The following is a 26,203-nucleotide window of genomic DNA, read 5'->3' on the forward strand; positions in this document are numbered from 1 at the left end:
GTGACTGCGTTCCTAGACAGCTCGCATCTCACTCGGAGGTCTTCGCCATGTCAGCTCGCCACGCCGTCACCAACGTCCATGGTCAGTACAGCTAGTCGCGGCGCGCTAGGTACCGATCACGGCATTCATGATGGTGCCCGCGCTTGTCGCGACGACACCACCGATCATGGCTCCCGCCACCATCTTCGGCGACTGCAGACCGCCGCCGGACCATTTCTCCCACGCGAAGCGGCCACCCGCGTAGGTGATGGCACCGATGCCCGACAGCAGCACGAACCAGGTCAGGTAGCGAACCATCTGCAAAATCTTGTCCGAAATCGGCGGCGCCTCCGGGGTCGGGTTCCCCATCTGAGCGAGGACTGTCCCGTACATGTCATGTGCCGCAGCGAGAATCATGCTCACAGTCGTACCCCTCTTCGAATGCCGGTGACGCCGTCGAACGCCTAGCCAGATGATAGCCGGTCATTCTGAGAAAGATTGCGCAGCAACCTGATTCGCACCATCCTCCGAAGACGCGCCGGGCGGGACGCGCACACACGGCCTGCCGTCGCGCACTCTTGCTTAAACATACGATCGGACGTATTCTTTGTTGATGACCCTCACGACCCTCCCCTCGGCCGAAGAAACCGATCCCTACTGCCTGCGCCCCCTCGATGCGGCGGCGCTGCTCTTCGACGCACCATGGCGGCGATTCGCGGTGCTCGGCGACAGCCTCTCGGCAGGCATGGGCGACCCCAGCCCGGGTTATGCAACCCTGGGCTGGGCCGACCGGGTAGCGGATACCCTGCGCCGAGTCCATCCAGATCTGGCGTATCTCAACACCGCGCAACCCGGCGCGACGACAGACCAAGCGCTGCAACACCAGTCCGAACAAATCCGCACCTTCGCCCCCGACCTACTCCATGTACCCTCGGGCGCCAACGACATCGTCAGGCGCACGCCCGATTTCGACAACATCGAGGAAACCCTGCGCGAGATGTACCGCCTCGCGAGTAGCACCGGGGCACAGCTGATCACCTTCACCCTCGGCAAGGCGTACGTCGTGCCGATCTTTCCCGACTGGGACCAGCGGGTGCGCACGGTCAACGACATCACCCGCAGGCTGGCCGCCGAATACCGCGCATACGTCGTCGACATGTGGGATCACCCGATCAACCACCGCGCGAACCTGTTGAGCGCCGACGGTATCCACTTCTCCGCTTCGGGCCAGGCCGTGCTGGCCGCCGAGGTCGTCAAACGACTCGCCCATCAGCTCGGGAAGCGGGTACCGGCATGACCTCCGACAAGCGTCTGTTGCGCGGGGCCAGGTCCCGCCAGATCGTGCTGCGGCAGGCCGTCGACACCGCATCGCTCGATGGGCTGGATGGGCTGAGCTTCGGCAAACTGGCCACCGACACGGGACTCAGCAAAGCGGGCGTGCAGACCCTGTTCAAAACGAAGGAGATCCTGCAGGTAGCTGCCGTCGACCACGCCCGCGAGATGTTCATCGACGCCGTAATCCGCCCGGCCCGCGCACAACCTCACGGGGCGGCACGCCTGCGCGCGCTGATCGACCATTGGATCGTCTACGCCACCACGCCACTGTTTGCGGGCGGTTGCCTGCGGATGGCGAACATCGCGGATTTCGACAGCCACCCCGGCCCGGTCCGCGATGCCCTCGTCCGCGACCAAAAGGACTGGATCAGCGCCATCGCCGCCGAACTGCGGCACGCCGTCACCGCGGAGGAAATCGCTGACCTGGACACCGATCTCGCCGCATTCCAGATCGACGCCGTGCTCGGCGCCGCGAACAGCGCACTGCGCCTCGGCGATACCGACGTGGTGCACAAAGTACGCCGCGTCGTCGAGAGTTTCCTGGTGGAGCCGTCGGCTCAATCGTGATTGGCAGGCGTTCGCTGCAGCACGATTTCGGTGCGGTCGCCGGTCAGCACCAGAGCGTCGTCGACGACCGCCCAGGCCGGGGTGAGCAGCAGGAATTCGCTCAACCAGCGATCCTGCCGCATCAGCTCCGCCGAGCAGGTGAGCAAGGTGGAAAACGGTGACCTCGCCTTGACGAATCCGTCGTCGATGTCCGCGTCGAACATGACCGTGTTGCACCCCGCGTGGGCAGAGAGCCTGCGGGTCTCGGCCACGAACCACAGCGTGATCCTGCTGCCGCTGACGAGATGGCGGCGCCGTCCGTCTTCGGTGACGGACAACGAAACGTAGCGGTGGCCCCAAAGATTGGAGTCTGTCATCGGCAGATCAGCCCTCACTCGCGATAGTTGAACAACCAACTATCGTGGGGGGTGTCCGGCAAACCCGGAACGGGTCGGTCCACTGAGTGAACCGATCAGCGAAGATTCTTCTCGATCTCGCGGGCCGCATGCGCGACCAGGCTCGGGAGATTCGGCGGAAACCGCGGCGCGAGGGACATGCAGGCGATCGCGGCCGGACCCTCGGACCCATTCGATTTGATTGCCGCGGCAGCACAACAGATTCCGGACACCAGGTCGTAACGGTCGACGGCGATCATGCCGTCGTCGGCGATGGCGGTTTCGATGCGTCGCCATTCTCCCGCCGAATAGGTCGGCGGTGGTGGCGCATTGTCGGCCCGCGCGGCGTGCAGCACCTGCACCATCGCGGTCCGGAAGGTGAGGTCGGCTTCGGCCTCGGCCGTGACGAATACCTCCGTACCCTTGAAGCCGGCGATCACATGCACTTCGTCGCCGTCGAGAACACCCACCGCGACCGTCGCTTTGGTCATGGCGGCCAGGGTCCGTCCCGGGCGTTGCGCGGCCTGGCGCAGCAACGGCGCGGCCTGCCACTGCCTGCCCAGCTCCGCCATTCGAGCACCCACGAAATACCGCTGCTCCACCCGCTGCACCGCCCCGAGGGCGACCAACTGTTCGGCGAGCCGGTACGCGGTGGCCTTCGCCAGCCCGGTGGCACGCGCGAGCTGGGAAAGACCGCACCCTTCCGGGACGACCGAAATCGCTTGCAGCACTTGAAACCCGGCTTCGAGCACGCCACGTCCCGGAGTCTCGGTTTGTGCCTCTGCCACCACCGCGCCAGCCCTTCTCGCTCAGCGCACCACAGGCTCGGGGGCGCGTTCCCCAGCGGCCCCGCGGCCTCCCAAAGAATACGCCCGTACCACCTCGATCCTGCGGCATTCGGCACATCGCCACGCACCTCGTTGTGCATGGCCAATTCGACTGTGTCCGTGCGTGACTCGAGCCGCTCACAGCGGCTGGTTCGAGGCGCCACCGCGGGTTCAGCTCACCAGCAGCACGACTTTCCCCGGACCACGCCCGGTTTCGCTTTCCTGCTGGGCGGCGGGGGCCTGGTCCAAGGCGAAAGTTCGGGCGGGGCCGGGTAGCCGGTATTCGCCCGCGGCGAGCCGTTCGGCAACCTGTTCGACAAGTTCGACCGGCCGCGCGGACCCACCCGCGCTGGTGAAGGTCACCCCGAGCTCTGCGGCGGCGGGGTCGGCGATGGTCACGATCCGGTCGGTGCCACCACGCAGATCAATGGCGGCGGGCAGGACACCATGGCCCGCAGCGTCGAATACGGCGTCGACGCGTGTGGGCGTCAGTGCGCGCACACGTTCGGCGAGACCCGTGCCGTAGGTGGTCGCAGTGGCGCCGAGAGCACGCACAACATCCTGATTGGCCTGCGAGGCAGTGCCGATGACGCTGACGCCGCCTGCCACCGCCAGCTGCACCGCCATCGAACCGACGGCCCCCGCGGCGCCGTTGATCAGTAGCGTCTCGCCGGGCTGCAGCTGCAACAGCTTCAGCACATGGTCCGCGGTAGACACGGCGACGGGAAGCGCCACGGCGTCCGCCCAACCGAGCCCGGCGGGCTTGTGGGCGACGGCGGCGCTGAGTGCGTACTCGGCGTAGCCACCGCGGCGCGCCCACCCGAACACCTCATCGCCGACGGCCACTGCGGTGACCGACGGACCGACCGCGTCGACAACGCCGGCGATCTCGCCACCGGGATACTGCGGAAACACCGGTTCGCCGAAGATCAGAGCGCCCGAGCGAATCTTCCAGTCCGCCGGATTGACCCCCGCCGCTCGCACGGCGACACGGACCTCTCCCTCGCTGGGCTCGGGTACCGGGATATCCACGATCTTCAGCACCTCAGGCCCGCCGAACTCGTCGAACGCGATCGCCCGCATCTCGTCTACCTCTCTCCTGGCTGGTCGTGAACAATCACCCTAAGCCGAGATTCATGCCCCACCTCGGATTGCGATCTCGAACCGTGGCGGCCGCTGCCCGGTACCACCTGTCACAGCGCGGCCGAGAACCCCTCGTCATGAGCGCGGGCGGTGCTGGCTGCTGATTTTGTAGTATCGATTACTGATCACCCTGGGGCAGATGGACTTTCGCATCGTCGTAAGTACCGGTTGGCGCGAAATCCGCGAGTGCGTAGACCTGGTGCACGACCCCCGATTCGAAGGTCGTCGAGGAGGTCAGGCGCAGTGGCAGCGCAGTGTCGGCCTCCTCGAACAACCGCGCGCCCTTGCGGACAGCGATCGGATGGACAAGCAGGTGCAGTTCGTCGAGCAGTCCCGCCTCGAGCAACTGCCGGACAACCGACACCGACCCACTGATGGCGATGTCGGTGGCACCGGGCTCGTTCTTCAGCGCCGTGACGGCGTCGATGAGCTCACCCTGCAACAGTTCGGAATTGCGCCAGGTGAACTGCAAGTCCTGGTTCGACACGACGATCTTGCGGGCATCGCCGAGCGCCTTGCCCATCGCGGCGTCCTCCTCGCCCGCCCGCTCTCGATCCGGCCACGCCCCCGCAAAGCTGTCGTAGGTCTTACGCCCGAGCAGCAGTGTGTCGGCGGACCCGAGCTGCGCGTCGACCGCCGCGCCCATCTCGTCGCTGAAGTACGGGAAATGCCAGTCCTGTGGGTCTTCGATCACGCCATCGAGCGAGATGAACAGGCCTGCGGTGATCTTCCTCATGGGACGTCTCCTGGTGCTGGTTGCTTCGTCATCAGATCAGACGAAGCACACCTCGAGAATTCATGGCTCGCGTGGCGACACTCCAGGATCGTTCGGGCGCAGGCATACCTCTCAGCTTCGGCACAGCACACCCTCGCGATACTCGTACGATGCATCCTCTCGGACTCTTGCACAGCGCCATCGTCGACGCTGTCACCGAACCCGCCGCCAAGGATGTCGCGCTCACCGAGCTGGCTGTGGCGGGAGCTCTGGTCGCCGCTGGGATGGTCCAGACCGGTCGCCGATATGTTTCGGCGGCGTCGCGCGTCGGCGGGTTGCTCATCGCGTTCGCGATATTCGCGATCCAGGTATCCGACAACGGCTGGCTGACCGGCGCCGACGCGCCGACGCGCAACTGGTTCATCGCGCATCGCACACCATGGATGGATACCACGGCACGGGTGATCACCACTCTGGGCAGTCCCGGTGCGGCCATGGCGCTCGCCGCACTCTTCGGGGCATGGTTGTCATGGCGCGCACGATCCGCACTGCCGATCATCGTGATAGTCGCGACGGGGGCAGCCGCCTCGGCAACAAGCACCACGTTGAAGCTCATGGTCGGACGGGTGCGCCCGCCGATCGAGACCCAGCAGGTCATCACCACGGACTACTCGTTCCCGTCCGGACATGCCACCAGTACCTCGGCGCTGGTCGGCATCACGGTCGCCATCCTGATGATCGGGCGCAGTCGACAGTTCCGAGCGCTATCGAGCGCAGCCGCGGCCCTGCTCATCACCCTGGTGGCGGCGAGCAGGCTTTACCTCGGCGTGCACTGGCTCACCGACGTCATCGCCGGAGCCCTCCTCGGCACCGCCTTCGCGGTCATCGGGGCCACTGTGCTGTACGCAATCGAGCAGCGGCGAACATTGACCGCCAGCTCCGAGGCCGCGGAGTCGGTCGGGAAGAGTCACTTGCCCAGCGCGCGGGCCAGCTGACTCTTCGTCATCTTCGAGCGGCCCTCGATATTGCGCTGCCTGGCCTCGTTGTAGAGCTGATCGCGAGTGGGCCCCTTCGGACCCCTGGTCCCGGATCGCAGGCCGCCACGGCGCTGCGGCGACATATCGTTCATCGAGGACCGACTCGCTGTCTTGGTCCTGCCGGATTGGGCGCGGTTCTTGTTGACAGTGCGGGCAGCGATCTCTTCGGCCCGATCCGTGCTCGCGCCCTGGTCCTGCGCGGAGTCCTTGATGTGCTTGTACTGCCGCTCGTCCTTCGCGCTGCATTCCTTCGGCATGTCGCACCTCCTGCATACCGAGTACCCGGGCAGCTTCGGGTAAACACGATGTCCGATCGGACACCGCGAGGCGGTCGGTCACACCGCGGATGGCGTGCTCGTTACCGCACAACTCGGACATGCCCTTCGGGGCGGCCGCGTCATATCCGAGGCGTGACCAGGGCAGCAGGCTCGACCGCATTCGGGCGGCGGTGGTGTCTACACCGCCCGGACGATAACGGTTTGATAACCTCGGCGAGTGGGTATCACAACAGCATGACAGTGACGAGAAACCGAACTCACCGGATTGTCGGTGTGGAGTGGGGAACCGCACTGCTGGCTCTGGCAACCTGCTTCACGTTCACCGCCGGCATCGCCGCGATCACCCGATCCTTCACTACCGCAGCAGTTTCCACAGTCTGCATCGCGGCGGGACTGATATTGACCCTGAGAATCCTGCCGCCGAACCGCTAGCTCCGCTTCGACATCCTGGTGGCCCCGATCGAGGCGGCGACCACACACGTAACACCCGCCCACTGAGCAAGATTCATGATCTGGCCGAGGACGACGAGGCCGGCCAAGGCGGCCGCGGCGGGCTCCAAGCTCATCAGCACGCCGAACACGCGAGCCGGCATGCGCCGCAGCGCTTCGAGTTCCGCCGAGTAGGGCAACACCGACGACAGCATCGCCACCCCGAAACCCGCTGCGAGCACGGAGGGTTCGAGCAGCGCGGCGCCGGCATCCGCGATGCCGACAGGCGCCATCAACACACCACCGAATGCCATCGCCAACGCAAGCCCGCCGCCACCGCTGGTCCGCTCACCGAGCGCGGCGCCGAGCAGAATGTAACCCGCCCAACACACCGCGGCGGCCAACGCGAACAGCACTCCCGACCACACCACCTGCCCCGCGGCCCGGGTCAACAGCACCACTCCGGCCGCGGCCAGCAAGGCCCACAGCGGGTCGATCCAGCGGCGCGAGCCTGCCAGCGCGACCGCCAGCGGCCCGAGGAATTCGATGGTCACGGCCATGCCGAGCGGAATTCGATCGATCGACTCGTAGAACGACAGATTCATCAATGCGAGTACGGTGCCGTAGCCGAGCACGACGGGCAGCGCGCGCCGATCGATGCGCAGTGCCGACCGCCAGAAGATCAGCAGCACGATCCCGGCGAAGAACAACCGCAGGCTGACCGCGCCCGCGGCACCGGTCGCGGCGAACAGCTGTTTGGCCAGCGCCGCGCCGATCTGCACGCTGACGATCCCGGCAAGCACGAGCGCGGTCGGTGGGACGCCCCCGAGCCCACGCTGCGTTATCGCCCACACCGCAGGCAGCGGCCACGCCGATTTCGGACTTCGTTCGAGATCGATCGCCACCACGTGCCATCCCTCCGTTTCCCTCACCAATTGCCCAGGCCCCCACCATGCCAACCCACGCCGACACGCGGCGACGAGCCGCTACCGCACACCGGTCGCGCGGCGATGCCCGTGAGCCGTTCGGCGACGAGCAGCGGATCACGTGCCCTGATGGATGGCGGGACTTCACGGACCCCGCAAACGATGAATCTTGTCCTCCGAGACCGCCTGCTCGGGTCAGGCCATCGGTTGCGAGCCGGTGAGCGCCGCTGCCGGTGCGGCATCGTCGGCAGCCGGACGCACCAGCGAGCGACCGGGCGCACGCCTGCTCGTGACGACGAAGACCACGACGAGCAAGACACTGAGCCAGACATAGGTGTTCCCGACCAGGTGCTGCCATGGTGTCCACGACAATTCACGTTGTTTGTCGCCGGGCATCCAGTTCTGTGGCCCGTAGATGAACGCCGCTGTTGTGACGGCGATCGCGACATACCACCCGATCGCCTGCCGCACCGGCAACCTGGTTGCGTACCCGACCATCGCGAGCAGCGCCGGTGCCACCCACACCCAGTGATGCGACCACGAGATCGGTGACACCAGCAACGTGAATACCGCGTTGATCGCCAACGCCAACGCGGGCGCCGAGGCCGCGCGCCGCATAGCGACCACGACCAGCGCCAGCAAAGCCGCGCTCAGCACCAGCCACAGCACGGTGAACAGCGGCTTCTCCACGCCGAACCTGGCGAGCACGGCCTGGATCGACTGGTTGGTGTGAAACGACGAGCCACTGAGCCCGGAAACGTTGCCAAGCCCACCGAACCAGTACTGGACCGATTCGTGCGGCAGCACCGCAAAGCTCAGCGCGGTCGCCGCGGCGCCGGTGATCGCGGCGGTCGCTGCCGCGCGATAGTCACGGCGGACCAGGAAGTACAGCACGAACGCCGCGGGAGTCAGCTTGACTGCCGCGGCGATGCCGATCAGCATGCCGCGACGCCACTTCGGCTTCTCCGTCAGGCAGTCGGCGGCGACGAGGACCATCAACAGCAGGTTGACCTGACCGAAGTCCAGCGTCGAGCGGACCGGCTCCAGCAGCATGGCCAGCGGCGCCGCGCAGGACGCGGCAAGCAATGCCTGCCCGCGCCCGGATTCCGCCGGCCAGTGCCGCCGTGCGACCAGATACAGCGTGACCGCCAGCGCGACGGTGGAGGTGAGGAAGAAGGTGAGGGCCGCGGCATCCCACGGGAGCAGTGCGAACGGGCTCAATACCACCGCGGCGAACGGCGGATAGATGAACGGCAGGCCGATACCGATGGTGGTCTGCGGCAGCTGTCCGTACATGTCCGCGCCATCACGCAGCGCCTCGATCCCGAGCCGATACACCTGCAGATCGATGAAACCACCGGTGATTCGCTGGAAGGGCCACAGCGGCAACATCAGACACAGTGCGGCGAATCCCGCCGATAGCGGCGGCACGAACCACACCAAGCGCCCGAATCGGGGGTTCGGTGTCCTCGGTTCGTCACGGGTGGTCACGCTGCTCATCCGCGGCCACTATACCGACAGGCGCCAGCCCCGCCGAATCGGCGGCCACCGCACCTGGGAGGTCCCAGCCCTGGTCTGCCGCCCAGATCACACCGGCCGCTGCGGTTCGCGTATGTCGGGCTCCCGCCCTGCGCACCGAACACGAAAGGCGCGGGCTCACAGTGCGCACTATGGTCGGCACCGCCCGCTCGGTATCGCCGAACATACCCTGATTCGACCGACGGAACCGACGTGAGCTACCGCGCGAGCCGGCCAGGGGCGGATTCGGCATCGCGCAAGGCACCGCCGGTCCCGGCCGCCACCGCCTGTCGACTCGCCTTCCGCTCGCGCGCCCGCTCGCCGAGATCACGCAGCAGCACGACGTACCGACTCCACTCGGCGGGAGTCCCAATCGCCCCGGTCAACGCACGTTCCGCACAGTCGAGGCTGTCTTCCAGCAAAGCGTCGTGCATCCAGCGATAGAACAGCGGCCACGACAACCGTGCGCGGCCACGCAGCTTGATCGCGAGCACATGACTGAGCAGGACGGCGCCGTCGCCGGCGCGCCGCACCGAATACTCGTGAAACCCGTGGAATCCGCGAGGCGCGGTGAAGCGGAACCGAATCCAACGACCCGGCTCGTACGCCTCGACAACGTAGCGAACGGGGCCGTGCCCGCCGACAGCCCCGAATCCCAAGGGGCGGTCGAACCGCACCGCGGGCCACTTGTCCCGCGGCCACAAACGGTCGCCATCGCTCGCGATGCTGTCGATCAGCGCCCCAACCTCGGACTCCGACACCGGCAGCCGCCGCGTGTGGATATTGAGTACCGCCATCTCGCCACCTTTATTTAGAACGTTCCTTCTAGAACAATGAGAGGGTATGTTCCACTACGAACCCGGGTCAAGCACAACTCACGAGGCGAACATCGCCCGATCGACGAAAAGTGTTGCCTTGACGTTCGGGGCAAGGTTTACCGTCGATCGCATGCGAATTGGTGAACTCGCCCGGCGAGCCGGAACGACAACGCGGGCGCTGCGCTTCTATGAGTCACAGGGGCTGCTCGATGCGCGACGCTCGGCCAATGGGTATCGCGAGTACGACGAAGCGGACTTTCGGCTGGTCGACGAGATCCGAACCTTACAGGCCGTCGGCTTGAGCCTCGATGACACCAAGCCGTTCGTCGAGTGCCTGCGCGCCGGTCACGAGACCGGGGATTCCTGCGCCGACTCGATCGAGGTCTACCAACGCAAAATCGCCGAGGTCGAGGAATGCATCGCTCGGCTCGACGCTGTGCGAGCGGGGTTGCAGGACAAGCTGACCCGCGCGCTTGCCCGGCCCGCGCATCCGTGCTGCGCAGCAGACACCCTCGAGGCGAACGTCATCGCGGAGGCATGATGTCGTCCACCCACACCACCGCCGACATCGCCGCCGTCACCGACGCAAGCTTCGTGCGGGATGTCCTCGCGCACGACAAACCCGTTCTGGTGGACTTCTGGGCGGCATGGTGCCCACCGTGCCGCATGATCGCCCCGGTACTCGCACAAATCGCCGACGAGCGTGCCGGATCGCTCACGATTCGCGCCGTCGACACCGACGCGAACCCGGCCGTGATGCGCGACTACCAGGTGATGTCGCTGCCGACGCTGATCCTGTTCCGTGCCGGCCGGCCGGTGCGGACGCTCGTCGGTGCGCGCTCGAAAGCCCGGCTGCTCGCGGAGATCGACGCTGCCCTCGGTGTCTGAGGACACCCCCTCGCTACCGCATCGATCGCGCCGCCGCGCGCGACGGGTGGTTACTCGGCGGAGGAAAGCCAGCGGGAGTTCAGCTCTTGCTCCGCGGCCGGGGTGAGGGTGCCGAGGACGCCGAGGCGGGCGAGGCCACCATCCGGGTAGATGTCGACGCGCACATGGGTGGCCGGCCTGCGCGGAGCACGCGGCAACCGGAAACGATGCGGGGTGTCGGGCTGGAGGGGCGTTTCGGGCAGCAGCTCGAACCAGGCCGGGTCGGCAGGCGGGGGCAACGGTTCGTCGCCGTGGTGATCGATACCGAGCAGGCGGACCGAGCCGGGGGCGTTGAACAGCAAGTTCGTGGTGTCCAGCTCGATCAACTCCGGAAAGCCCTGGGCGGCGAGCCGGATTGTCGCCCAGTCGTTTCCGCCGTCCCGACGCCGCGCGGTCTCCCAGCCCTCCGCTTGGTTACGCGCCAAACCGGGAGCCAGCATGTTGTCCGGAGCGGAATAGAACATATTGGAGCACGCCACCACACGCGCCCCGTTGGCCAACGCCGCGAGATCCACGGTGAGACCGGTGAGCAGGGCCGGATCCGGAACCACCTCGCCGTGCACGCGCAGGCGGGCTACGCCACCGTCCGGGTACATAGTCAGGCGGACATGGGTGAAGACGCGCTCATCCGATACCGGGAACTCGTGCTTCGCATCGCCACCGATCGCGCTGCGCGGCACGATATCCACCCATTCCGCGCCGCTGAGCTGCGCCACCGAAGGGTAGTCCGGCGCCCGGCACGCCTCGACCGAAATATGGGGTGGGTAGTTCCCTTTGAACCAGGCCGTATCCACGACGACGCCGCGGATCACACCGGGCATCCCGAGGCGGATAATGGCCCAGTCGTCACCGGGGCCGCGGTGCCTGCGGGTTTCCCAACCGTCGTACTCCTGCCCCTTGGGACCGAACGTGTGCGCCTGGTAGCGCGGCTCCCACGGGTTGATGAGATTCTCGCGTTCTTCGAACGATTCGTCACTGGCGGCGATCACGCTCGCGCGATTGCCGCGCAGCGCCAAATCGGGCAGGCTGGTGAAGTCTGACATGTGTGCTCTCTCAACGGTTGTCGGTAACCAAATGGCGACCCGCAGGCGGGTGACCATGCCACGCGACCCGGCCGCCGAGCCAGGTGGAATGGACAACGCCGTACAGCTCGTGGCCGCCGTAGGGCGTGATGGGGTTCTTGTGCGCCAGCGCGATCGGCTCCACGGTGAACGACGCCGCGGGATCGAAGGCGACGAGATCGGCATCGCAGCCGACCTCGATCCGCCCCTTGCGGCGTAGCCCCGCCAGCTCCGCGGGCGCGGCCGCCATCCAGCGCACGACATCGGTCAGTCCGAATCCCCGTGCCCGCGCGGCGGTCCAGACCGCGGGTAGTCCGATCTGCAGCGACGAGATGCCGCCCCATGCGCTGGCGAAATCACCCTCCTTCATGGCGGGCGGACACGGCGAATGATCGGAGACCACGCACGACAGCACACCGTCGGCCAGCCCCTGCCACAGCGCGTCCTGGTTGGCGGCGTCCCGAATGGGCGGACAGCATTTGAACGCCGTCGAATATGCCTGCGCGGCCGAGAGCGTGAGATAGTGCGGACAGGTCTCCGCGGTGATGCGCGCGCCGCGCGCCTGTGCGGCGGCCAGCGGCGCCAGGCAGTCCGCCGACGAGACGTGCAGGATGTGGGTGCGGGTGCCTGTCGCCTCGGCGAGCGCGATGATCTGTTGCACCGCAGAGCTTTCGGCCGCGCCCGGTCGAGAATCCAGAAACGCACGGTAGGAACCGTCCACCGGTTCGCCCAACCGCACGGGATCCTCGGCGTGCACAATGAGCAGGCCGTCGAAGGATGCCAGCTCCCGCATCACCTTGTCGATCTCGTCGAGGGTCAGCGGCGGGAACTCCTCGACCCCGGACGGCGACAGGAAGCACTTGAAGCCCACGACGCCCGCCTCGTGCAGCGGTCGCAGCGAGTCCAGGTTGCCGGGAATCGCACCACCCCAGAAGGCCACGTCCACATGGCACTGTCCGTCCGCCGCCGCCCGCTTGGTCGCCAGGTCGGCAACCGTGACCGTCGGCGGCAGCGAATTCAACGGCATGTCGACGATGGTGGTCACCCCGCCTGCCGCCGCAGCCTTGGTCGCCGTGGCGAATCCCTCCCACTCGGTGCGCCCCGGCTCATTGACATGGACGTGCGAGTCGACAAGTCCCGGCAACACGACCAGGTCGGCGAGATCGGTGATCGTGGTCGCGGGTAGCGCAGTGTCGTAGTCGGTCAGCGCGGCAATTCGTCCGTCCTGCACGGCTATTGCGGCGGGTCGGATACCGTCCGGCAGCGCGACGCGCCGGGATCGGATGACCAGATCATGCATGAGCGCCTGCCTCGTTGCTGATTGCTTTATCTCCCAGCCAGTTCTCGGCGATGTTCCGAGCGAGTACTTCCAGCAGCGGTCCGGCCTGCGCCATGCAGATCTCGGGATCCGGCTCGATGTCGGTCAGCGCGTACGCCTGCTCGATGCGGGCGCGCCGCAGCTGCTCGTCGGTGAGCGCCCGCTGCCCGGCGACCGCGATCACCGGGGCACCGGCGGCGGCCGCTGCCCGCGCCACCCCGACCGGCGCCTTGCCGTGCAGCGTCTGTCGGTCCAGTGAACCCTCGCCGGTGATCACCAGCCGAGCGCCTTCGACCTGTTCGGCGAAACCGAGCTGCTCGAGCATCAGCTCGATGCCCGGCCGAACCTGCGCGCCCAGAAAGGCGAGGGCGGCGTAGCCGACCCCGCCCGCAGCCCCCGCGCCCGGCCGGTCGACGACGTCGACGCGCAGATCACGACGCACGATCGACTCGAAATGGGCCAGGCCCCTTTCGAGTTCATCGATATCGGCGGTCTCGGCACCTTTCTGCCGCGCGTAGACATTCGCCGCACCGCGCACCCCGAGCAGCGGGTTGTCGACGTCGGAGGCGACGGTCACCGGCACCCTGATCATGGCGCCTGCGTCGATGCGCGCCAGCCTGCGCAGCGACCCGCCGCCCGGTGCCAGCGGGTGTCCGTGCTCGTCGAGTAAGCGAACGCCGAGCGCGGTCAGCATGCCCGCGCCCCCGTCGGTACTTGCACTGCCGCCGAGGCCGAGGACGACTCGGCTGGCACCGCGTTCGACGGCCGCCTTGATCAACTCACCGGTGCCCAGACTGCTCGCGGCCAGTGCCACGGTGGCATCGGGCTTGCCCCGCAGCCTGCGCAACCCCGATGCCTCGGCGAGCTCGACGACGGCGGTATGGTCGCGGATCGCGAACGACGCGACGACCCGATCCCCCAGGGGCCCGGTGACGGTCGTCAGCAACCGCGAGAAACCCGACTCCACCACGGCGTCCACCGTGCCGTCCCCACCGTCGGCCACCGGCATGGTCACCACCGGGATGTCCGGCCGCACCTGCCGAAGCCCCGCCGCCAGGTGCGCGGCGACCTCGGGAGCCGTCAACGACCCCTTGAACTTGTCGGGCGCGATGACACAATGCCCGCCCTGCCACAATTTCCTGGCCGCGCCCGCCCGATTCAATTGCCGCCTCCGACGGGTTCCGGTTCCTCGATCGGGGCGATCGCGGTCGGCGCGTCCGCGGCAGAGCTTGCCAGCTCCTCGAACTCGTTGATGTTGTCGATCTCCAGTCCCATCGACACATTCGTCACGCGCTCGGCAATGACCTCGACGACCACCGGCACCCGGAATTCGGCCATCAGCTTCTTCGCGTCTTCCAGCGCGGGTCCGATCCACACGGGGTCGTTGACGCGAATCGCCTTGCAGCCCAAGCCTTCCACGACCTTGACGTGGTCGACGCCATAGCCGTTCAGTTCGGGACTGTTGAGGTTCTCGAAGTCCAGCTGGACGTAGTAGTCCATCGAGAAGTTCCGCTGCGCCTGCCGGATCAGGCCCAGGTAGGAGTTGTTCACCAACACATGGATGTAGGGGATGTTGAACTGTGCGCCGACGGCCAATTCCTCGATGAGGAACTGGAAGTCGTAGTCCCCCGACAGCGCGACCACGGTGGCCTCGGGATCCGCGGTCGCGACACCGAGCGCCGCGGGCACCGTCCAGCCCAGCGGCCCGGCCTGGCCGGCATTGATCCAATGCCGCGGCCGGTACACGTGCAGCAGTTGCGCCGCCTGGATCTGCGACAGACCGATGGTGCTCACGTAGCGGATGTCGGGTCCGAACGCCCGGTTCATCTCCTCGTAGACCCGCTGCGGTTTGATCGGGACATTGTCGAAGTGCGTCTTTCGCTGCCCCAACTGTTTGCGTGCCCGCACCTGGCCCGCCCAATCGCCGCGGTCGGCCAGCTCCCCTGCCGCCGCGAGCTCGCGGGCGACCGCCACGAACACCGCGAGCGCGGCGCCTGCGTCGGAAGTGATGCCGAAGTCGGGCGCGAACACCCGACCGATTTGGGTCGGCTCGATATCGACGTGTACGAAAGTGCGACCTTGGGTGTAGGTCTCGACGCCGCCGGTGTGCCGGTTGGCCCACCGGTTCCCGATGCCAAGGACGAAGTCGGATTCCAGCAGGGTCGCATTGCCGTAGCGATGCGAGGTCTGCAGTCCCACCATCCCCGCGTGCAGGGCGTGATCGTCGGGGATCGTGCCCCAACCCATCAGGGTCGGCACCACCGGAACACCGGTCAGCTCGGCGAATTCGACGAGCAACTCGGCGGCGTCGGCATTGACGATGCCGCCACCCGCGACGATCAGCGGCCGTTGGGCCGCATTCAACATGCGGATGGCCTTCTCGGCCTGTGCCCGGGTCGCGGCCGGCCGATGCACCTCCAGTGGGGTGTAGGTCTCGATGTCGAACTCGATTTCGGCGAGCTGCACGTCGATCGGCAGGTCGATGAGAACCGGGCCCGGCCTGCCCTCGCGCATGAGGTGGAATGCCTTCTGGAACGTACCGGGCACCTGCGCTGGTTCGAGAACGGTGACCGCCCACTTGCTGACCGGTGCGGCGATCGAGGCGATGTCGACCGCCTGGAAGTCCTCCTTGTGCAGCTTCGCCACCGGAGCCTGCCCGGTGATGCACAGGATCGGGATGGAATCCGCACTCGCCGAATACAACCCGGTGATCATGTCGGTACCGGCCGGGCCCGAGGTGCCGATGCAGACGCCGATATTGCCCGGCACGGCACGCGTGTATCCCTCGGCCATATGCGATGCGGCCTCCACGTGGCGGGCCAGGACGTGCCGGATCCCGCCGTGCGCCTTCATCGCGCTGTAGAAGGGGTTGATCGCGGCGCCTGGCAGACCGAAAGCCTGTGTCGCTCTCTCCTTTTCCAGAATCAGCACGGCCGCGTCGACGGTGCGCATACGTGCCATGATCAGTTCGCCCCGTCTGTCTCGGTCCGCCCGGACAGCGCGTCCGCGACGAGCAACAGCGCCGAATGGTCCAGCGAGCCATAGCCCATGGCCCGTGCCGCGGCGATCAACTGCGCGGTCAGCGCCCCCATCGGAATCGACACCTCGGCCTGACGAGCGGCCTGCAGGATGATGCCCATGTCCTTGTGGTGCAGGTCGATTCGGAAGCCCGGCACGAAACTGCGCGCCAACATGGACGCACGCTTGAGCTCGAGGATCTTGCTGCCCGCAAGGCCGCCTGCCAGTACGTCGAGGCCCTTCGCCGCGTCCGCGCCCAGGTTCTCCATCAACAGGATCGCCTCGGCGACAAGGGCATAGGTGCCGCCGACGACCAGCTGGTTGGCTGCCTTGACGCACTGCCCAGCACCATTGCCGCCGACCAACGCGACGGTTTTGCCGACCGCGTCGAAAATCGGCCGGGCGGCCTCGAAGTCGGCCTCCGCGCCACCGACCATGATCGACAGGGCGGCACCGACCGCCCCGGTCTCCCCTCCACTCACCGGGGCGTCGAGGACCCGCAGGCCCTTCTTCCTGCCCTCCTGCGCGGTCCACCGGGCCGTCTGTGGGGTGATCGTAGAGAAGTCGATGTAGAGCGTCCCGGGGTTCGCGTGCTCGAGGACCTCGCCGAAGACCTGCTCGACGTGCTCGTCCTGGGGCAGCATCGTGATGACGATGTCCTTGTCGCGCACCGCTTCCGCGGCGCCGGCCGCGGCGGCGCCGCCCGCCGCCTTCAGCTTGTCGAGCCCGGTCGGGCCGACGTCGTAACCGGTGACGTCGTACCCGGCCGCGACGAGGTGCCCCGCCATCGGGCTGCCCATGATCCCGAGTCCGACAAATCCGATCTTGCTCATGACTCCGCCCATCCCAGCGGGCGCGGTGTCGATGATTCGCTCGCGGCGCTCGCTCATTTGATCCAGTTCCAATCCAACTCGGGGTCCTTGTATTCGAGGCCGATCCAGCCGTCGTAGCCACTCGCGGCCAGGGTGTCGAAGAGCCGGGGAAAGTCCAGCTCCCCGGTGCCGGGTCGGCCGCGGCCGGGATCGTCGGCGATCTGCACATGGCCCATGTGCGGTGCGTGGGTCTCGATCACCTCGATGAGGTTCTCGTCCATCCTGGCCAGGTGATAGAGGTCGCACAGGAACCGCACATTGGGCTCGCCGGTCTGCTCGATGACGCGCACCGCATGCTCGGCGCTCACGATCGGATAGTCCGGCGACTCGAAGGAATTGAGCGCCTCGACCAGCACGGTGGCGCCGATGCGCGCTGCCGCCTGAGCCGCGATGCGCAGGTTCTCCAATGCGAGTTCGTCTTGCTTCTGCGGAGACTCGCCCGCGATCCGATTGCCGTAGAGGGCATTCAGGGCGCGGCATCCCGTGCTGTCGGCGATCCCGACGGCCACATCGATGTTGTCCCGGAACTTCGTGACTTCGCTGGGGACCGAGACCAGGCCGCGGCCCGCGGGGATCAGATCGATGAAGTTCAGGCCGATCAGCTCGACACCGGAATCATTGATCGCGCGGATGAATTCATCGACCGCTCTATCGCCCGGTGCCGGATTCTCCCCGAAGGGCCACCAGAATTCGACCGCGTCGAATCCGGCCCGCTTCGCGGCGGCCGGTCGTTCCAGCAACGGGAGGTCGGTGAAGAGTATCGAGCAGTTGACATCGAATTTCGGGAGTTTCGAACTCCCTGCGTAATTATTCATTCAGCTCCTTCGACGGTATTTCTGCCAGCTGCCGATCGCCGTGATATCGATCAGCTCCGGATACGATGTCGGCGGCCTGCGCAATACCATGGACAGGACCGAACGGCCGTCTTCCAGTTCGATCGCGCCGAGCTCCAGTTCGGGGGGCTCGGCGGGCAGTAACCTGCTGCGTAGCACGTCGAGCGGCACATCGAAGAGCTCTCCCGCGATCGAGTCGCCGCCGTCCGCGGCCGGCTCGAGGCCGGGAAACCGGTCTCCGACAGAGAAGAATCGGTAACGCGGCGCGGTCTTCACCTCGCCCGCGAAGGGCGCACCGTCCAGCAGGTGGTTCAGCGGCCCGCCACGCATCGCGGAACCGTTCAGAAATATCAACGGCATTGTTCGGGTCCTTTGTTCGAAATTTCGTCAAGTATGTGGGTGACCGGATAGCTTGGAATAGACGCGATTAACACCGAGCGCACCGCCTGTTTCGGAGCTCATTTCGTACGATGCTCCAGAAAGGCGTACGTCATTGATCGGCCGAACGCGGGCAGCACCGCACACCCCGTGTGATGGGTGTACGGCTCAGACACGGGGTGTGCGGTGCCGAGCCCTCACCAGGCCGGGACCAGGTCCCGGTGGATCGGGCCGTCACTGGTGGTGAGCGACTGTGTCGAACCGCCACGGCGGACCGCGACGATCTCGGCAGCGACCGCCACTGCGGTCTCCTCGGCCGTGCGTCCGCCGAGGTCCAAGCCGATCGGCGAATGTAGTTGTGCGAGAGCTTCTTCGGATACACCAACCGCGCGCAGCCTCGCATGGCGATCCGCATGGGTGCGACGGGAACCCATCGCGCCCACATAGGCGACCGGCAGCCGCAGCGCCACCTCGAGCAGCGGGATGTCGAACTTCGCGTCGTGGGTGAGCACACACAAGACGGTGCGCGAATCCACCGGGGTGCGTGCGAGATAGCGGTCGGGCCATTCCACGACGATCTCGTCGGCCTCCGGGAATCGGGCGCGGGTGGCGAACACCGGTCTCGCATCGCAGACCGTGACGTGGTAGCCGAGGAACCGCCCGATGCGGGTGACGGCGGCGGCGAAATCTATTGCGCCGAAGACGATCATGCGCGGCGCCGGTAGGTAGGACTCCACAAAGATCGTGCGTTCGCCGGACCCGCAGCCGACGACCCGTAGGCCGGTCGAGCCGGTGTCGAGCATCGCCCGCGCCTCCGCGATGATCACCTCTTCGAAGGTCGCACCGAGGGTCCACCAGGTGCCGAGCGCCATCGCCGCCCCGGTAGTCATGTCGCGCACCAGCGCGACCGCCTCGGTGGACTGCAGGATCGCCTGAATCGTCCCGTGCTCGTCGGGCGTAATCGCCTGAATGAACACTTCGAGCTCTCCGCCACAGGTCAGGCCGACAGCAAAGGCGTCCTCGTCGCTGTATCCGAAGGTTTCGCGCATCGACTGTCCGGTGCGCAGCACCTCGCGACAGAGTTCGTACACCGCACCTTCGACACAACCACCGGAAATGCTGCCGATGACAGTGCCTTCGGCATCGACGGCAACGGTGGCACCAGGTGGCCGAGGCGCGCTGCCGGTGACACCGATGACGGTGGCGACGGCGTAGGACTTGCCCGCCGTATGCCAGTGCAGGAGTTCTGTCGCGAGGTCACGCATCGTGTTATCCGCCCAGCAGGAGTTCGATGGCCGAGATGCCGAAGTAGCCGGCGAAGACCAGCCCGACAACCGCAACCAGCCAATGGATTTCACGGAACTTGCCGCGCGCCGACTTGATCACCACATAGGAGATGAGGCCGGCCCCGACACCATTGGTGATCGAGTACGTGAACGGCATCAGCACGATGGTCAGGAAGGCGGGGACCGCCACCTCCAGATCGGCCCAGTCGATCTTGCGGGCCTGGGTCATCATCAGCGCACCAACCAACACCAGCGCCGGAGCGGCGGCCTGGATGGGCACCACCGCGGCCAGCGGGGTGAAAAGTACAGCGAGACAGAAGAGTCCGCCGGTCACGACACTTGTCAGCCCGGTACGGGCGCCCTCACCGACACCCGTCGCGGACTCGACATACACCGTGTTTCCCGCACCGCCGCCCGCGCCGCCGATGATCTGCGCGACGCCGTCGATGGTCAGCACCTTGCCCAGACCGGGCATGGTGCCCTTCTCATCGAGCAGGCCGGCCTCGTCACAGACCCCGAATACCGTGCCCATCGCGTCGAAGAAGCCGGTCAGCACCAGGGTGAACAGCACGACTCCCGCGACGAGCCCGCCCGCCTCGGCGAATCCGCCGAACAGATCGATGCCGAACATCAGGCCGAAATCCGGTGCGGAAAACAACCCTTTCGGTGCCTCCGGCACCACCGGACCCCACGTCGCCGGGTCGATCTTCGCCACTGCGTTGACCGCGATGGCGAGCACCGTCGCGATGACAATGCTGATCAGGATCGCACCGGGCACCTTGCGGATGAACAGCGCGAGCATGACGAGCAGTCCGACCGCGAAAACCACTACCGGCCAACCCGAAAGATGACCACCGGCCCCCAACGTGACCGGCGGACCGGTCTGCGTGCCGTGGCCGACCACGCCCGCCGACACCAGACCGATCATCGCGATGAACATGCCGATCCCGACGCCGATGGCGTTTTTGAGGCTGAGTGGGATGGCATTGATGATCATGGTTCGCAGCCCGGTCGCGGCGAGCACCACGATGATCGCCCCCATCAGGACGACCAAACCCATGGTCTGAGGCCAGGTCATGTGGGGTGCGGCCTGAAAAGCGACCACCGGAACCACACCGAGCCCCGCGGCGAGCGCCAGCGGCACATTGCCGACCACGCCCATCAGGATGGTGCTGAGCCCCGCGGAGAATGCGGTGGCAGTGGTGAGCTGGGCGATGCTCAACGTATCGCCGTTGACATCCGCGACGCCGCCCAGAATGAGCGGTACCAGCAGGATGACGTAGGCCATCGCGACGAAAGTGGTGATGCCACCACGGATTTCCCGGGAAACCGTGGTTTCGCGTTCACTCAGCCGGAAGAACCGGTCTAGCGCAGACCTTCCTGCTACCGGCTCTGGCGCGTTGGGCTTGGTCTGAATTTGGGTCATGGCGTGCCCTCCTCGGGGCGTAGCCGACCTACGGTCCGGTCCTTGTGGACTCGAGCGGACCGCTCGGTTCGGGTACTGCTGTTGTGGGGTCTGTCCTAGATAGGCAGGCTGCCCCTGTTGATCAACTGCTCCGGATGATGTCTTCCGGTCGCACCGGCACACGATTGATGTGCACGTTTCCACCCTGCGATCGGCACGCGTCACGAATGGCCGAGGCGATCGCAGGGGTCGAAGAGAGCGTCGGTGGCTCTCCGGCGCCGCGCAGCCCATAGGGGGCGTGCGGATCGGCGTTCTCGAGAATCTCCAGCTTCTGCGGAGGCATATCGAGGATCGTGGGGATCAGATAGTCCGTGAAGGACGGGTTGAGGACTTTTCCGTTCTTGACCTGAATTTCCTCCATAACTGCCAGGCCGAGGCCCTGTGCGGAGCCACCATGGATCTGGCCTTCCAGGGACAGGCGGTTCATGATCTTGCCTACGTCTTGAACTGCGTCGAGCGCGACGACCTTGACCAGGCCGAGCTCGGTATCGACATCCACGACCGCGCGGTGCACGCAGAGTGCGAGCTGGGTATGGCTGGACCCCTGGCCGGTGACCGGGTCCATCCCGGTGGTCGGGAGGTGGTGGTACTCGCGGGTCTCTTCGATGACCCCCTCATTCAGGACATCGACGATCGCGGCGCGCACCTCCCCCGTCTCCGAGACGACCTTGCCGCCGATCAGCTGTGCGGCGGGACCGTGACCCTGCGCGATCGCGAGCTCGAGCAGCCGCGCCCGCACCGCCTCACAGGCGGTCTTGACCGCACCGCCGGTCATGTAGGTCTGCCGGGAAGCGGACGACGACCCGGAATCACCTACCTGGTTGTCGGCGGGATGGATAGTGACCCTTTCGATCCCGAGTTCGGTGCGTGCGATCTGCGCCTCGACGGTGACCAATCCCTGGCCGACTTCGGCTGCCGCGGTGTGTACCAGCGCAACCGGTTCTCCGGCAATGACTTCCAGTCGCACTCGGGCCGTCGACAGGTCGTCGAACGCTTCGGAGAAGCAGATGTTCTTGATGCCGACGCCGTAGCCGATGCCGCGCACTACGCCCTCGCCGTGGGTGGTCTGTGAAGCCCCACCCGGCAGGTTCCTGATGTCGGAGGCATCCAACGCCTCGGGCAACGGGATCGCGCGTACCTGATCGAGCATCTCCGCCAGCGGTGCCGGCGCGTGCACCACCTGTCCGGTCGCCAGCTTCGAGCCCTGTGAGACGGCGTTGATCTGGCGCACATGCACCGGGTCGAGTTCCAATGCCTGCGCGACCTTGTCCATCATCGACTCGTGCGCGAAACACGCTTGGACAGCACCGAATCCGCGCATGGCACCGCACGGCGGGTTGTTGGTGTAGACCCCGTAGGCGTCGATCTCGATATGCGGAATCTCGTACGGTCCTACCGCGAGCGAAGACGCGTTACCGGTGACATTCAGTGTCGCCGAGGTGTACGCGCCACCGTCGAGAACGATGACAACCTTTGCGTAGGTGAGCTTTCCGACGGCATTGGCGCCGTACTCGTAGAGCATCTTCGCCGGGTGCCGGTGTACGTGCCCGAAGAACGACTCCTCGCGGTTGTACACCATCTTGATGGGCTTGCCGGTGCGCAAGGCCAACATGCCCGCGTGGATCTGCATGGACAGGTCCTCGCGGCCGCCGAAGGCTCCCCCGACACCGGCCATGGTCATCCGGATCTGGTCGTCGGCCAGGCCGAGACACGGGCCGATCTGCGAGAGATCGTTGTGCAGCCACTGGGTGGCGACGAAGAAGTCGAGGCCACCGTCCTCGGTCGGAATGACCATGCCGGATTCGGGACCGAGGAATGCCTGGTCCTGAATGCCGACCTCGAACTCCTCGGTCACCACCACGGTGGCCAGGGCGCGGCCCACCGTGATATCGCCGACGCGCACCGGCTGGTGACGGGCGATGCCGCCGCGCTCCTGCACCTTCAGTCGCTTCGGAGCCGAGACCACCGCCATCGGGTCGGTAATGGGTTCCAGTACTTCCCAATCGATGTCGATGGCGGCGAGAGCGCGGCGGGCGATCTCGGGATGGTCGGCGGCGACCAGGGCGATGGGTTCACCGTGGTGGCGCACCTCACCGATGGCGAGGACCGGCTGATCCCAGGTGTGGTCGAGGCCGTACATCTTTCGGCCGGGCACATCCTGCTCGGTGAGCACCGCGTGCACACCGGTAATGGCCAGCGCAGGAGCGATATTGATGCTCCGGATCAGGGCGCGCGGGTGCGGGCTACGCAGGGTCGCGCCCCACAGCATGCCGTCCATCCACAGGTCGGAGGAGTAGGCGAATTCGCCCTTCACCTTGAGGGTGCCGTCGGGACGCAGCGGACTCTCGCCGATGCCGCCCTTCCCCGGCGCCGCGACCTCGCCGGGGAATCGGGTGGTACGTGCCGCAGTCATCGAGACTCCTCTCCCATCAACCGTTTCCGTGCCGCTGCGCCTGCCCTGCCGACCGCATCGTGCGAGACGGTGCGCAGTTCGTCGTTTTCCACGACGGTCCTGCCGCCGACGAGCAGTCGCGCCAGTGGCGGTGTCGGGCCGAAGACCAGGGAGCAGACCGGGTCCTCGATCGCGGCGCGGAAGCCATCGACCCGCCACATGGCGATATCGGCGAGTTTGCCCGGTTCGAGGCTGCCGATCTCGTTGTGTCGGCCGAGATTGCGTGCGCCGCCCAGGGTTCCGATCTCCAGGGCCTGGCGGGCGGTGAACGCCGTCGGGCCGTGCACGGCACGCTGGAAGAGCATGGCCTGGCGCATCTCGCCGGCAAGAGAGGTCAGCTCGCTCGACGCCGCGCCATCGACACCGAGCCCGACCGGCGCGCCGGCGGCCAACAGATCGGTGACGCGCGCGATCCCCGCGCCGAGGCGAGCGTTGGAGCTGGGGCAATGCGCGGAGCCGCTGCCGGTTTCAGCGAACCGACGGATGTCGGCGTCGTGCAGGTGGACGGCGTGGGCGAACCAGACGTCCTCCCCGAGCCAGCCGAGCTTTTCCATGTATTCGACCGGGGTGCAGCCCATCTGCTCGATGCAGTGCTCTTGCTCGTCGAGCGTCTCGGCCAGATGGGTGTGCAGCCGAACGCCTTTGGCCCGCGCCAGTGTGGCGGCATCGAGCATCAGGCCCTCGCTGACCGAGAACGGCGAACAGGGCGCGACAGCGACCCGCAACATCGAATCGAACGACGGATCGTGGTAGGTGTCGATGACTTCGGTGGTGTGAGCCAAGATTTCGTCGCGGTCCTCGACCACCTCGTCCGGCGGTAGGCCGCCGTCGGCTTGTCCACGGTCCATCGAACCGCGGCACGGGTGGAAGCGCAGGCCGATCTCACGCGCGGCGCGCACCTCGGCCTCGAACAGATCACCGCGACCCTTGGGGAAGATGTAGTGATGGTCGCTGCTGGTGGTGCAACCGGTCAACGCCAGCCAACCCAGACCCGCAGCGGCGGCGCCGTAGACAACCTCGGCATCCATGCGCGCCCAGGTGCGGTACAGCCCGGTCAGCCATTCGAAGAGCGTGGAATCCTGGAACAGGCCTTGGCTCGCCCATTGATAGAGGTGGTGGTGAGTGTTGACCAAGCCGGGGGTGACCAAGCAGCCGGTGCCGTCGATGCGCTGGGCATCCGAGGTGACGGGCGCCGGTCCCGCACCGAGCGAGGAGATCCTGCCGTCCTGAACGACGATGTATCCGGACGCTATCTCCGGACCGACGACCGGCGCGATGTACGCGTTCTCGATAACGACCCTGGTCATTTGGCCGCCTTACGTCGTGCCGCGAGCCGTACCGCGTCGAGGATCTTCTCGTATCCGGTGCAGCGGCACAGGTTTCCGGCCAGCGCCTCCCGGATCTCCACATCGGAGGGGTCCGGGTTGTGCTCGACCAGATCATGCGCTTGGACGATGAGACCCGGTGTGCAGAAACCACATTGGACCGCACCGGCCTCGACGAACGCCTGCTGCATCGGGTCGAGCTTGTCGCCCTTGGCGAGGCCCTCGACGGTCCGCACCGAACGACCCTGCGCCTGGCCTGCCGCGACAAGACACGAGCAGACCGGTGTGCCATCCAAATAGACCGTGCACGAACCACATTCACCCTGCTCGCATGCGTTCTTCGAGCCGGGAAGGCCCATCCGCTCCCGGAGCATATAGAGGAGGCTCTCCCCCTCCCAGACGTCATCGACGGATTCCGTCGCACCGTTCACATCGAAGGTCACGCGCATCAGGCCGCCCTCCTCTCTGCTAGATGGTCGTTCCAGGCCCAGCTCAGGGTGCGGCGCGCCAGCACCGACAGGGCGTGTTTGCGATAGTCCGCGGTCCCCCGGACATCGTCGATCGGCTTCGCGGCGGCGGCGGCGAGCGCGCCGAACTCGCGCAGGACCGGTTCGGTGAGCGGGGCGGGGTCGTCCCAGAGCAACTGGGTGGCAAGGAATTCCTCGGCCGGTTTCGCACGCAACGGCGTCGGGCCCGCGGAGCCGATGCCCGTACGTGCCGAACGGGTGTCCGGGTACAGCGCGACGGCGAACGAGCACACCGCGATCACCATGGCATTGCGGGTGCCGACCTTGGCGAAGTACTGCGGCCCCTGCGCAGGCTGCAGCCACACCGCTCGGATCAACTCGTCGGGTTCGAGCGCGTTCTTCTTCACCCACACGTAGAAGTCGTCGATCGGGATCAGACGGCTGCCGCGCGCCGCCGACTCCACCTCGACCACCGCGTCGCCCGCGAGCAACGCAGGATGGGCATCGCCGGCGGGTGAAGCGCCACCGAGGTTGCCGCCGACCGTGCCGCGGTTGCGGATCTGCGGCGAGCCGACCGTGCGGGAGGCCTGAGCGAGGCCGGGTAGCCGGTCGCCGAGCCTGTTGATGATCCGCACATAGGGGACACCGGCGCCGATCCGGAGCTTGCCGTCGCTCTCCTCGTACTGGAAGAGGTCGCGGCAGCGATTGAGGTCGAGCAGTGCGGCAGGGCGGCCCTTGTCGAAGTTGAGCTCGACCATGATGTCGGTGCCACCCTGGATCGGGGTGGCGTCCGGCCGCTCGGCCTTCAGCTCGAGCGCTTCGGCCCAGGTGGCAGGTTGTAGAAAGTCCATTGTC

Annotated in this window: 29 protein-coding genes; 6 read left to right on the forward strand and 23 right to left on the reverse strand. The window is 66.6% G+C overall.

What is annotated here, in order from left to right; genetic code table 11:
- Positions 1-105: 105 nt before the first annotated feature.
- On the reverse strand, positions 106-396 hold the full coding sequence (locus AB0M74_RS22990; RefSeq protein ID WP_366528459.1) for a hypothetical protein: 291 nt from the start codon (positions 394-396) through the stop codon (positions 106-108).
- 196 nt (positions 397-592) lie between these two features.
- Between AB0M74_RS22990 and AB0M74_RS22995 the strand changes: the two genes are divergently transcribed.
- Together AB0M74_RS22995 and AB0M74_RS23000 are read left to right on the forward strand one after the other, a co-directional pair.
- Positions 593-1,276 (forward strand): SGNH/GDSL hydrolase family protein, encoded by a 684-nt coding sequence (locus AB0M74_RS22995; RefSeq protein ID WP_366528330.1) that lies wholly within the window; start codon positions 593-595, stop codon positions 1,274-1,276.
- Positions 1,273-1,881 carry a TetR/AcrR family transcriptional regulator gene (locus AB0M74_RS23000; RefSeq protein ID WP_366528331.1) on the forward strand — a complete coding sequence of 203 codons (609 nt, stop codon included), beginning with the start codon at positions 1,273-1,275 and terminating at the stop codon, positions 1,879-1,881. Before AB0M74_RS22995 ends, AB0M74_RS23000 begins: the two co-directional genes overlap by 4 nt.
- On the opposite strand, the gene AB0M74_RS23005 is transcribed toward AB0M74_RS23000, so the two are convergent.
- The 4 genes from AB0M74_RS23005 to AB0M74_RS23020 all read right to left on the reverse strand — a co-directional run bounded on the left by AB0M74_RS23005 (position 1,872) and on the right by AB0M74_RS23020 (position 4,961).
- Positions 1,872-2,237: an META domain-containing protein gene (locus AB0M74_RS23005; protein WP_366528332.1), complete on the reverse strand. Its 366-nt coding sequence runs from the start codon at positions 2,235-2,237 to the stop codon at positions 1,872-1,874. The genes AB0M74_RS23000 and AB0M74_RS23005 overlap by 10 nt on opposite strands.
- Before the next feature lie 95 nt (positions 2,238-2,332).
- Positions 2,333-3,043 (reverse strand): helix-turn-helix domain-containing protein, encoded by a 711-nt coding sequence (locus AB0M74_RS23010; RefSeq protein WP_366528333.1) that lies wholly within the window; start codon positions 3,041-3,043, stop codon positions 2,333-2,335.
- Between the two features lie 210 nt (positions 3,044-3,253).
- Positions 3,254-4,165 carry an NADP-dependent oxidoreductase gene (locus AB0M74_RS23015; protein WP_366528334.1) on the reverse strand — a complete coding sequence of 304 codons (912 nt, stop codon included), beginning with the start codon at positions 4,163-4,165 and terminating at the stop codon, positions 3,254-3,256.
- A gap of 178 nt (positions 4,166-4,343) precedes the next feature.
- Positions 4,344-4,961 carry a dihydrofolate reductase family protein gene (locus AB0M74_RS23020; protein ID WP_366528335.1) on the reverse strand — a complete coding sequence of 206 codons (618 nt, stop codon included), beginning with the start codon at positions 4,959-4,961 and terminating at the stop codon, positions 4,344-4,346.
- 149 nt (positions 4,962-5,110) lie between these two features.
- Between AB0M74_RS23020 and AB0M74_RS23025 the strand changes: the two genes are divergently transcribed.
- Positions 5,111-5,935 carry a phosphatase PAP2 family protein gene (locus tag AB0M74_RS23025; RefSeq protein WP_366528336.1) on the forward strand — a complete coding sequence of 275 codons (825 nt, stop codon included), beginning with the start codon at positions 5,111-5,113 and terminating at the stop codon, positions 5,933-5,935.
- On the opposite strand, the gene AB0M74_RS23030 is transcribed toward AB0M74_RS23025, so the two are convergent.
- Positions 5,908-6,234 (reverse strand): plasmid stabilization protein, encoded by a 327-nt coding sequence (locus AB0M74_RS23030; protein ID WP_366528337.1) that lies wholly within the window; start codon positions 6,232-6,234, stop codon positions 5,908-5,910. The genes AB0M74_RS23025 and AB0M74_RS23030 overlap by 28 nt on opposite strands.
- Before the next feature lie 255 nt (positions 6,235-6,489).
- Between AB0M74_RS23030 and AB0M74_RS23035 the strand changes: the two genes are divergently transcribed.
- Positions 6,490-6,687, forward strand: a complete 198-nt coding sequence (locus AB0M74_RS23035; protein ID WP_366528338.1) for a hypothetical protein — start codon at positions 6,490-6,492, stop codon at positions 6,685-6,687.
- On the opposite strand, the gene AB0M74_RS23040 is transcribed toward AB0M74_RS23035, so the two are convergent.
- The 4 genes from AB0M74_RS23040 to AB0M74_RS23055 all read right to left on the reverse strand — a co-directional run bounded on the left by AB0M74_RS23040 (position 6,684) and on the right by AB0M74_RS23055 (position 9,925).
- Positions 6,684-7,589 carry an EamA family transporter gene (locus AB0M74_RS23040; protein ID WP_366528339.1) on the reverse strand — a complete coding sequence of 302 codons (906 nt, stop codon included), beginning with the start codon at positions 7,587-7,589 and terminating at the stop codon, positions 6,684-6,686. The genes AB0M74_RS23035 and AB0M74_RS23040 overlap by 4 nt on opposite strands.
- A gap of 216 nt (positions 7,590-7,805) precedes the next feature.
- On the reverse strand, positions 7,806-9,110 hold the full coding sequence (locus AB0M74_RS23045; protein ID WP_366528340.1) for a glycosyltransferase 87 family protein: 1,305 nt from the start codon (positions 9,108-9,110) through the stop codon (positions 7,806-7,808).
- Positions 9,088-9,315, reverse strand: coding sequence for a hypothetical protein (locus tag AB0M74_RS23050; RefSeq protein ID WP_366528341.1), 228 nt, complete (start codon positions 9,313-9,315; stop codon positions 9,088-9,090). The genes AB0M74_RS23045 and AB0M74_RS23050 overlap by 23 nt, the downstream gene beginning before the upstream one ends.
- A 31-nt stretch (positions 9,316-9,346) precedes the next feature.
- Entirely contained in the window at positions 9,347-9,925 is a 579-nt protein-coding gene (locus AB0M74_RS23055) for an SRPBCC family protein (protein ID WP_366528342.1), read from the reverse strand.
- A gap of 151 nt (positions 9,926-10,076) precedes the next feature.
- Here AB0M74_RS23055 and AB0M74_RS23060 point away from each other — a divergent pair, with 151 nt between their 5' ends.
- Both AB0M74_RS23060 and trxA read left to right on the forward strand, forming a co-directional pair.
- Entirely contained in the window at positions 10,077-10,487 is a 411-nt protein-coding gene (locus AB0M74_RS23060; protein ID WP_366528343.1) for a MerR family transcriptional regulator, read from the forward strand.
- Entirely contained in the window at positions 10,484-10,834 is a 351-nt protein-coding gene (trxA, locus tag AB0M74_RS23065) for a thioredoxin (protein ID WP_366528344.1), read from the forward strand. Before AB0M74_RS23060 ends, trxA begins: the two co-directional genes overlap by 4 nt.
- Positions 10,835-10,884: 50 nt before the next feature.
- Here the strand turns inward: trxA and alc are convergent, their stop codons facing one another.
- The 13 genes from alc to AB0M74_RS23130 form a co-directional block, all read right to left on the reverse strand.
- On the reverse strand, positions 10,885-11,916 hold the full coding sequence (gene alc, locus AB0M74_RS23070) for an allantoicase (RefSeq protein WP_366528345.1): 1,032 nt from the start codon (positions 11,914-11,916) through the stop codon (positions 10,885-10,887).
- 10 nt (positions 11,917-11,926) lie between these two features.
- Positions 11,927-13,234 (reverse strand): allantoinase AllB, encoded by a 1,308-nt coding sequence (allB, locus tag AB0M74_RS23075; protein WP_366528346.1) that lies wholly within the window; start codon positions 13,232-13,234, stop codon positions 11,927-11,929.
- Positions 13,227-14,414 carry a glycerate kinase gene (locus tag AB0M74_RS23080; RefSeq protein WP_366528347.1) on the reverse strand — a complete coding sequence of 396 codons (1,188 nt, stop codon included), beginning with the start codon at positions 14,412-14,414 and terminating at the stop codon, positions 13,227-13,229. Before AB0M74_RS23080 ends, allB begins: the two co-directional genes overlap by 8 nt.
- Entirely contained in the window at positions 14,411-16,213 is a 1,803-nt protein-coding gene (gene gcl, locus AB0M74_RS23085; RefSeq protein WP_366528348.1) for a glyoxylate carboligase, read from the reverse strand. Before gcl ends, AB0M74_RS23080 begins: the two co-directional genes overlap by 4 nt.
- Before the next feature lie 2 nt (positions 16,214-16,215).
- A complete protein-coding gene (locus tag AB0M74_RS23090) occupies positions 16,216-17,103 on the reverse strand; it encodes an NAD(P)-binding domain-containing protein (RefSeq protein WP_366528460.1) in 888 nt (295 codons plus the stop codon).
- A 53-nt stretch (positions 17,104-17,156) separates the two neighbouring features.
- The gene (locus AB0M74_RS23095) at positions 17,157-17,957 is read right to left on the reverse strand and encodes a TIM barrel protein (protein WP_366528349.1); all 801 of its coding nucleotides are present in this window, start codon (positions 17,955-17,957) and stop codon (positions 17,157-17,159) included.
- Complete coding sequence (locus tag AB0M74_RS23100) at positions 17,958-18,335, reverse strand: gamma-glutamylcyclotransferase (RefSeq protein WP_328404938.1); 378 nt, start codon at positions 18,333-18,335, stop codon at positions 17,958-17,960.
- Positions 18,336-18,550: 215 nt separating this feature from the next.
- Positions 18,551-19,618: an XdhC/CoxI family protein gene (locus tag AB0M74_RS23105; protein ID WP_366528350.1), complete on the reverse strand. Its 1,068-nt coding sequence runs from the start codon at positions 19,616-19,618 to the stop codon at positions 18,551-18,553.
- A gap of 4 nt (positions 19,619-19,622) precedes the next feature.
- Positions 19,623-21,065: an NCS2 family permease gene (locus tag AB0M74_RS23110; protein WP_366528351.1), complete on the reverse strand. Its 1,443-nt coding sequence runs from the start codon at positions 21,063-21,065 to the stop codon at positions 19,623-19,625.
- A 121-nt stretch (positions 21,066-21,186) separates the two neighbouring features.
- Positions 21,187-23,517 carry a molybdopterin cofactor-binding domain-containing protein gene (locus tag AB0M74_RS23115; protein WP_366528352.1) on the reverse strand — a complete coding sequence of 777 codons (2,331 nt, stop codon included), beginning with the start codon at positions 23,515-23,517 and terminating at the stop codon, positions 21,187-21,189.
- A complete protein-coding gene (locus AB0M74_RS23120) occupies positions 23,514-24,863 on the reverse strand; it encodes an 8-oxoguanine deaminase (RefSeq protein ID WP_366528353.1) in 1,350 nt (449 codons plus the stop codon). Before AB0M74_RS23120 ends, AB0M74_RS23115 begins: the two co-directional genes overlap by 4 nt.
- On the reverse strand, positions 24,860-25,330 hold the full coding sequence (locus AB0M74_RS23125) for a (2Fe-2S)-binding protein (protein ID WP_366528354.1): 471 nt from the start codon (positions 25,328-25,330) through the stop codon (positions 24,860-24,862). The genes AB0M74_RS23120 and AB0M74_RS23125 overlap by 4 nt, the downstream gene beginning before the upstream one ends.
- Positions 25,330-26,199 (reverse strand): FAD binding domain-containing protein, encoded by an 870-nt coding sequence (locus AB0M74_RS23130; RefSeq protein ID WP_366528355.1) that lies wholly within the window; start codon positions 26,197-26,199, stop codon positions 25,330-25,332. The genes AB0M74_RS23125 and AB0M74_RS23130 overlap by 1 nt, the downstream gene beginning before the upstream one ends.
- Positions 26,200-26,203 lie beyond the last annotated feature (4 nt).

It is taken from the genome of Nocardia sp. NPDC051463 (assembly GCF_040681975.1).
Taxonomy (GTDB): Bacteria; Actinomycetota; Actinomycetes; order Mycobacteriales; family Mycobacteriaceae; genus Nocardia.

Excerpts from the sequence above, each read along its gene's own strand:
- AB0M74_RS23110 (WP_366528351.1), bottom strand. The coding sequence starts at position 21,065 with ATGACCCAAATTCAGACCAAGCCCAACGCGCCAGAGCCGGTAGCAGGA.
- AB0M74_RS23015 (WP_366528334.1), bottom strand. The coding sequence starts at position 4,165 with ATGCGGGCGATCGCGTTCGACGAGTTCGGCGGGCCTGAGGTGCTGAAG.
- AB0M74_RS22995 (WP_366528330.1), top strand. The coding sequence starts at position 593 with ATGACCCTCACGACCCTCCCCTCGGCCGAAGAAACCGATCCCTACTGC.
- AB0M74_RS23125 (WP_366528354.1), bottom strand. The coding sequence starts at position 25,330 with ATGCGCGTGACCTTCGATGTGAACGGTGCGACGGAATCCGTCGATGAC.
- AB0M74_RS23025 (WP_366528336.1), top strand. The coding sequence starts at position 5,111 with ATGCATCCTCTCGGACTCTTGCACAGCGCCATCGTCGACGCTGTCACC.
- AB0M74_RS22990 (WP_366528459.1), bottom strand. The coding sequence starts at position 396 with ATGATTCTCGCTGCGGCACATGACATGTACGGGACAGTCCTCGCTCAG.
- alc (WP_366528345.1), bottom strand. The coding sequence starts at position 11,916 with ATGTCAGACTTCACCAGCCTGCCCGATTTGGCGCTGCGCGGCAATCGC.
- allB (WP_366528346.1), bottom strand. The coding sequence starts at position 13,234 with ATGCATGATCTGGTCATCCGATCCCGGCGCGTCGCGCTGCCGGACGGT.
- AB0M74_RS23130 (WP_366528355.1), bottom strand. The coding sequence starts at position 26,199 with ATGGACTTTCTACAACCTGCCACCTGGGCCGAAGCGCTCGAGCTGAAG.
- gcl (WP_366528348.1), bottom strand. The coding sequence starts at position 16,213 with ATGGCACGTATGCGCACCGTCGACGCGGCCGTGCTGATTCTGGAAAAG.
- trxA (WP_366528344.1), top strand. The coding sequence starts at position 10,484 with ATGATGTCGTCCACCCACACCACCGCCGACATCGCCGCCGTCACCGAC.
- AB0M74_RS23000 (WP_366528331.1), top strand. The coding sequence starts at position 1,273 with ATGACCTCCGACAAGCGTCTGTTGCGCGGGGCCAGGTCCCGCCAGATC.
- AB0M74_RS23115 (WP_366528352.1), bottom strand. The coding sequence starts at position 23,517 with ATGACTGCGGCACGTACCACCCGATTCCCCGGCGAGGTCGCGGCGCCG.
- AB0M74_RS23020 (WP_366528335.1), bottom strand. The coding sequence starts at position 4,961 with ATGAGGAAGATCACCGCAGGCCTGTTCATCTCGCTCGATGGCGTGATC.
- AB0M74_RS23030 (WP_366528337.1), bottom strand. The coding sequence starts at position 6,234 with ATGCCGAAGGAATGCAGCGCGAAGGACGAGCGGCAGTACAAGCACATC.
- AB0M74_RS23095 (WP_366528349.1), bottom strand. The coding sequence starts at position 17,957 with ATGAATAATTACGCAGGGAGTTCGAAACTCCCGAAATTCGATGTCAAC.
- AB0M74_RS23120 (WP_366528353.1), bottom strand. The coding sequence starts at position 24,863 with ATGACCAGGGTCGTTATCGAGAACGCGTACATCGCGCCGGTCGTCGGT.
- AB0M74_RS23050 (WP_366528341.1), bottom strand. The coding sequence starts at position 9,315 with ATGTTCGGCGATACCGAGCGGGCGGTGCCGACCATAGTGCGCACTGTG.
- AB0M74_RS23055 (WP_366528342.1), bottom strand. The coding sequence starts at position 9,925 with ATGGCGGTACTCAATATCCACACGCGGCGGCTGCCGGTGTCGGAGTCC.
- AB0M74_RS23005 (WP_366528332.1), bottom strand. The coding sequence starts at position 2,237 with ATGACAGACTCCAATCTTTGGGGCCACCGCTACGTTTCGTTGTCCGTC.
- AB0M74_RS23060 (WP_366528343.1), top strand. The coding sequence starts at position 10,077 with ATGCGAATTGGTGAACTCGCCCGGCGAGCCGGAACGACAACGCGGGCG.
- AB0M74_RS23035 (WP_366528338.1), top strand. The coding sequence starts at position 6,490 with ATGACAGTGACGAGAAACCGAACTCACCGGATTGTCGGTGTGGAGTGG.
- AB0M74_RS23045 (WP_366528340.1), bottom strand. The coding sequence starts at position 9,110 with ATGAGCAGCGTGACCACCCGTGACGAACCGAGGACACCGAACCCCCGA.
- AB0M74_RS23090 (WP_366528460.1), bottom strand. The coding sequence starts at position 17,103 with ATGAGCAAGATCGGATTTGTCGGACTCGGGATCATGGGCAGCCCGATG.
- AB0M74_RS23105 (WP_366528350.1), bottom strand. The coding sequence starts at position 19,618 with ATGCGTGACCTCGCGACAGAACTCCTGCACTGGCATACGGCGGGCAAG.
- AB0M74_RS23100 (WP_328404938.1), bottom strand. The coding sequence starts at position 18,335 with ATGCCGTTGATATTTCTGAACGGTTCCGCGATGCGTGGCGGGCCGCTG.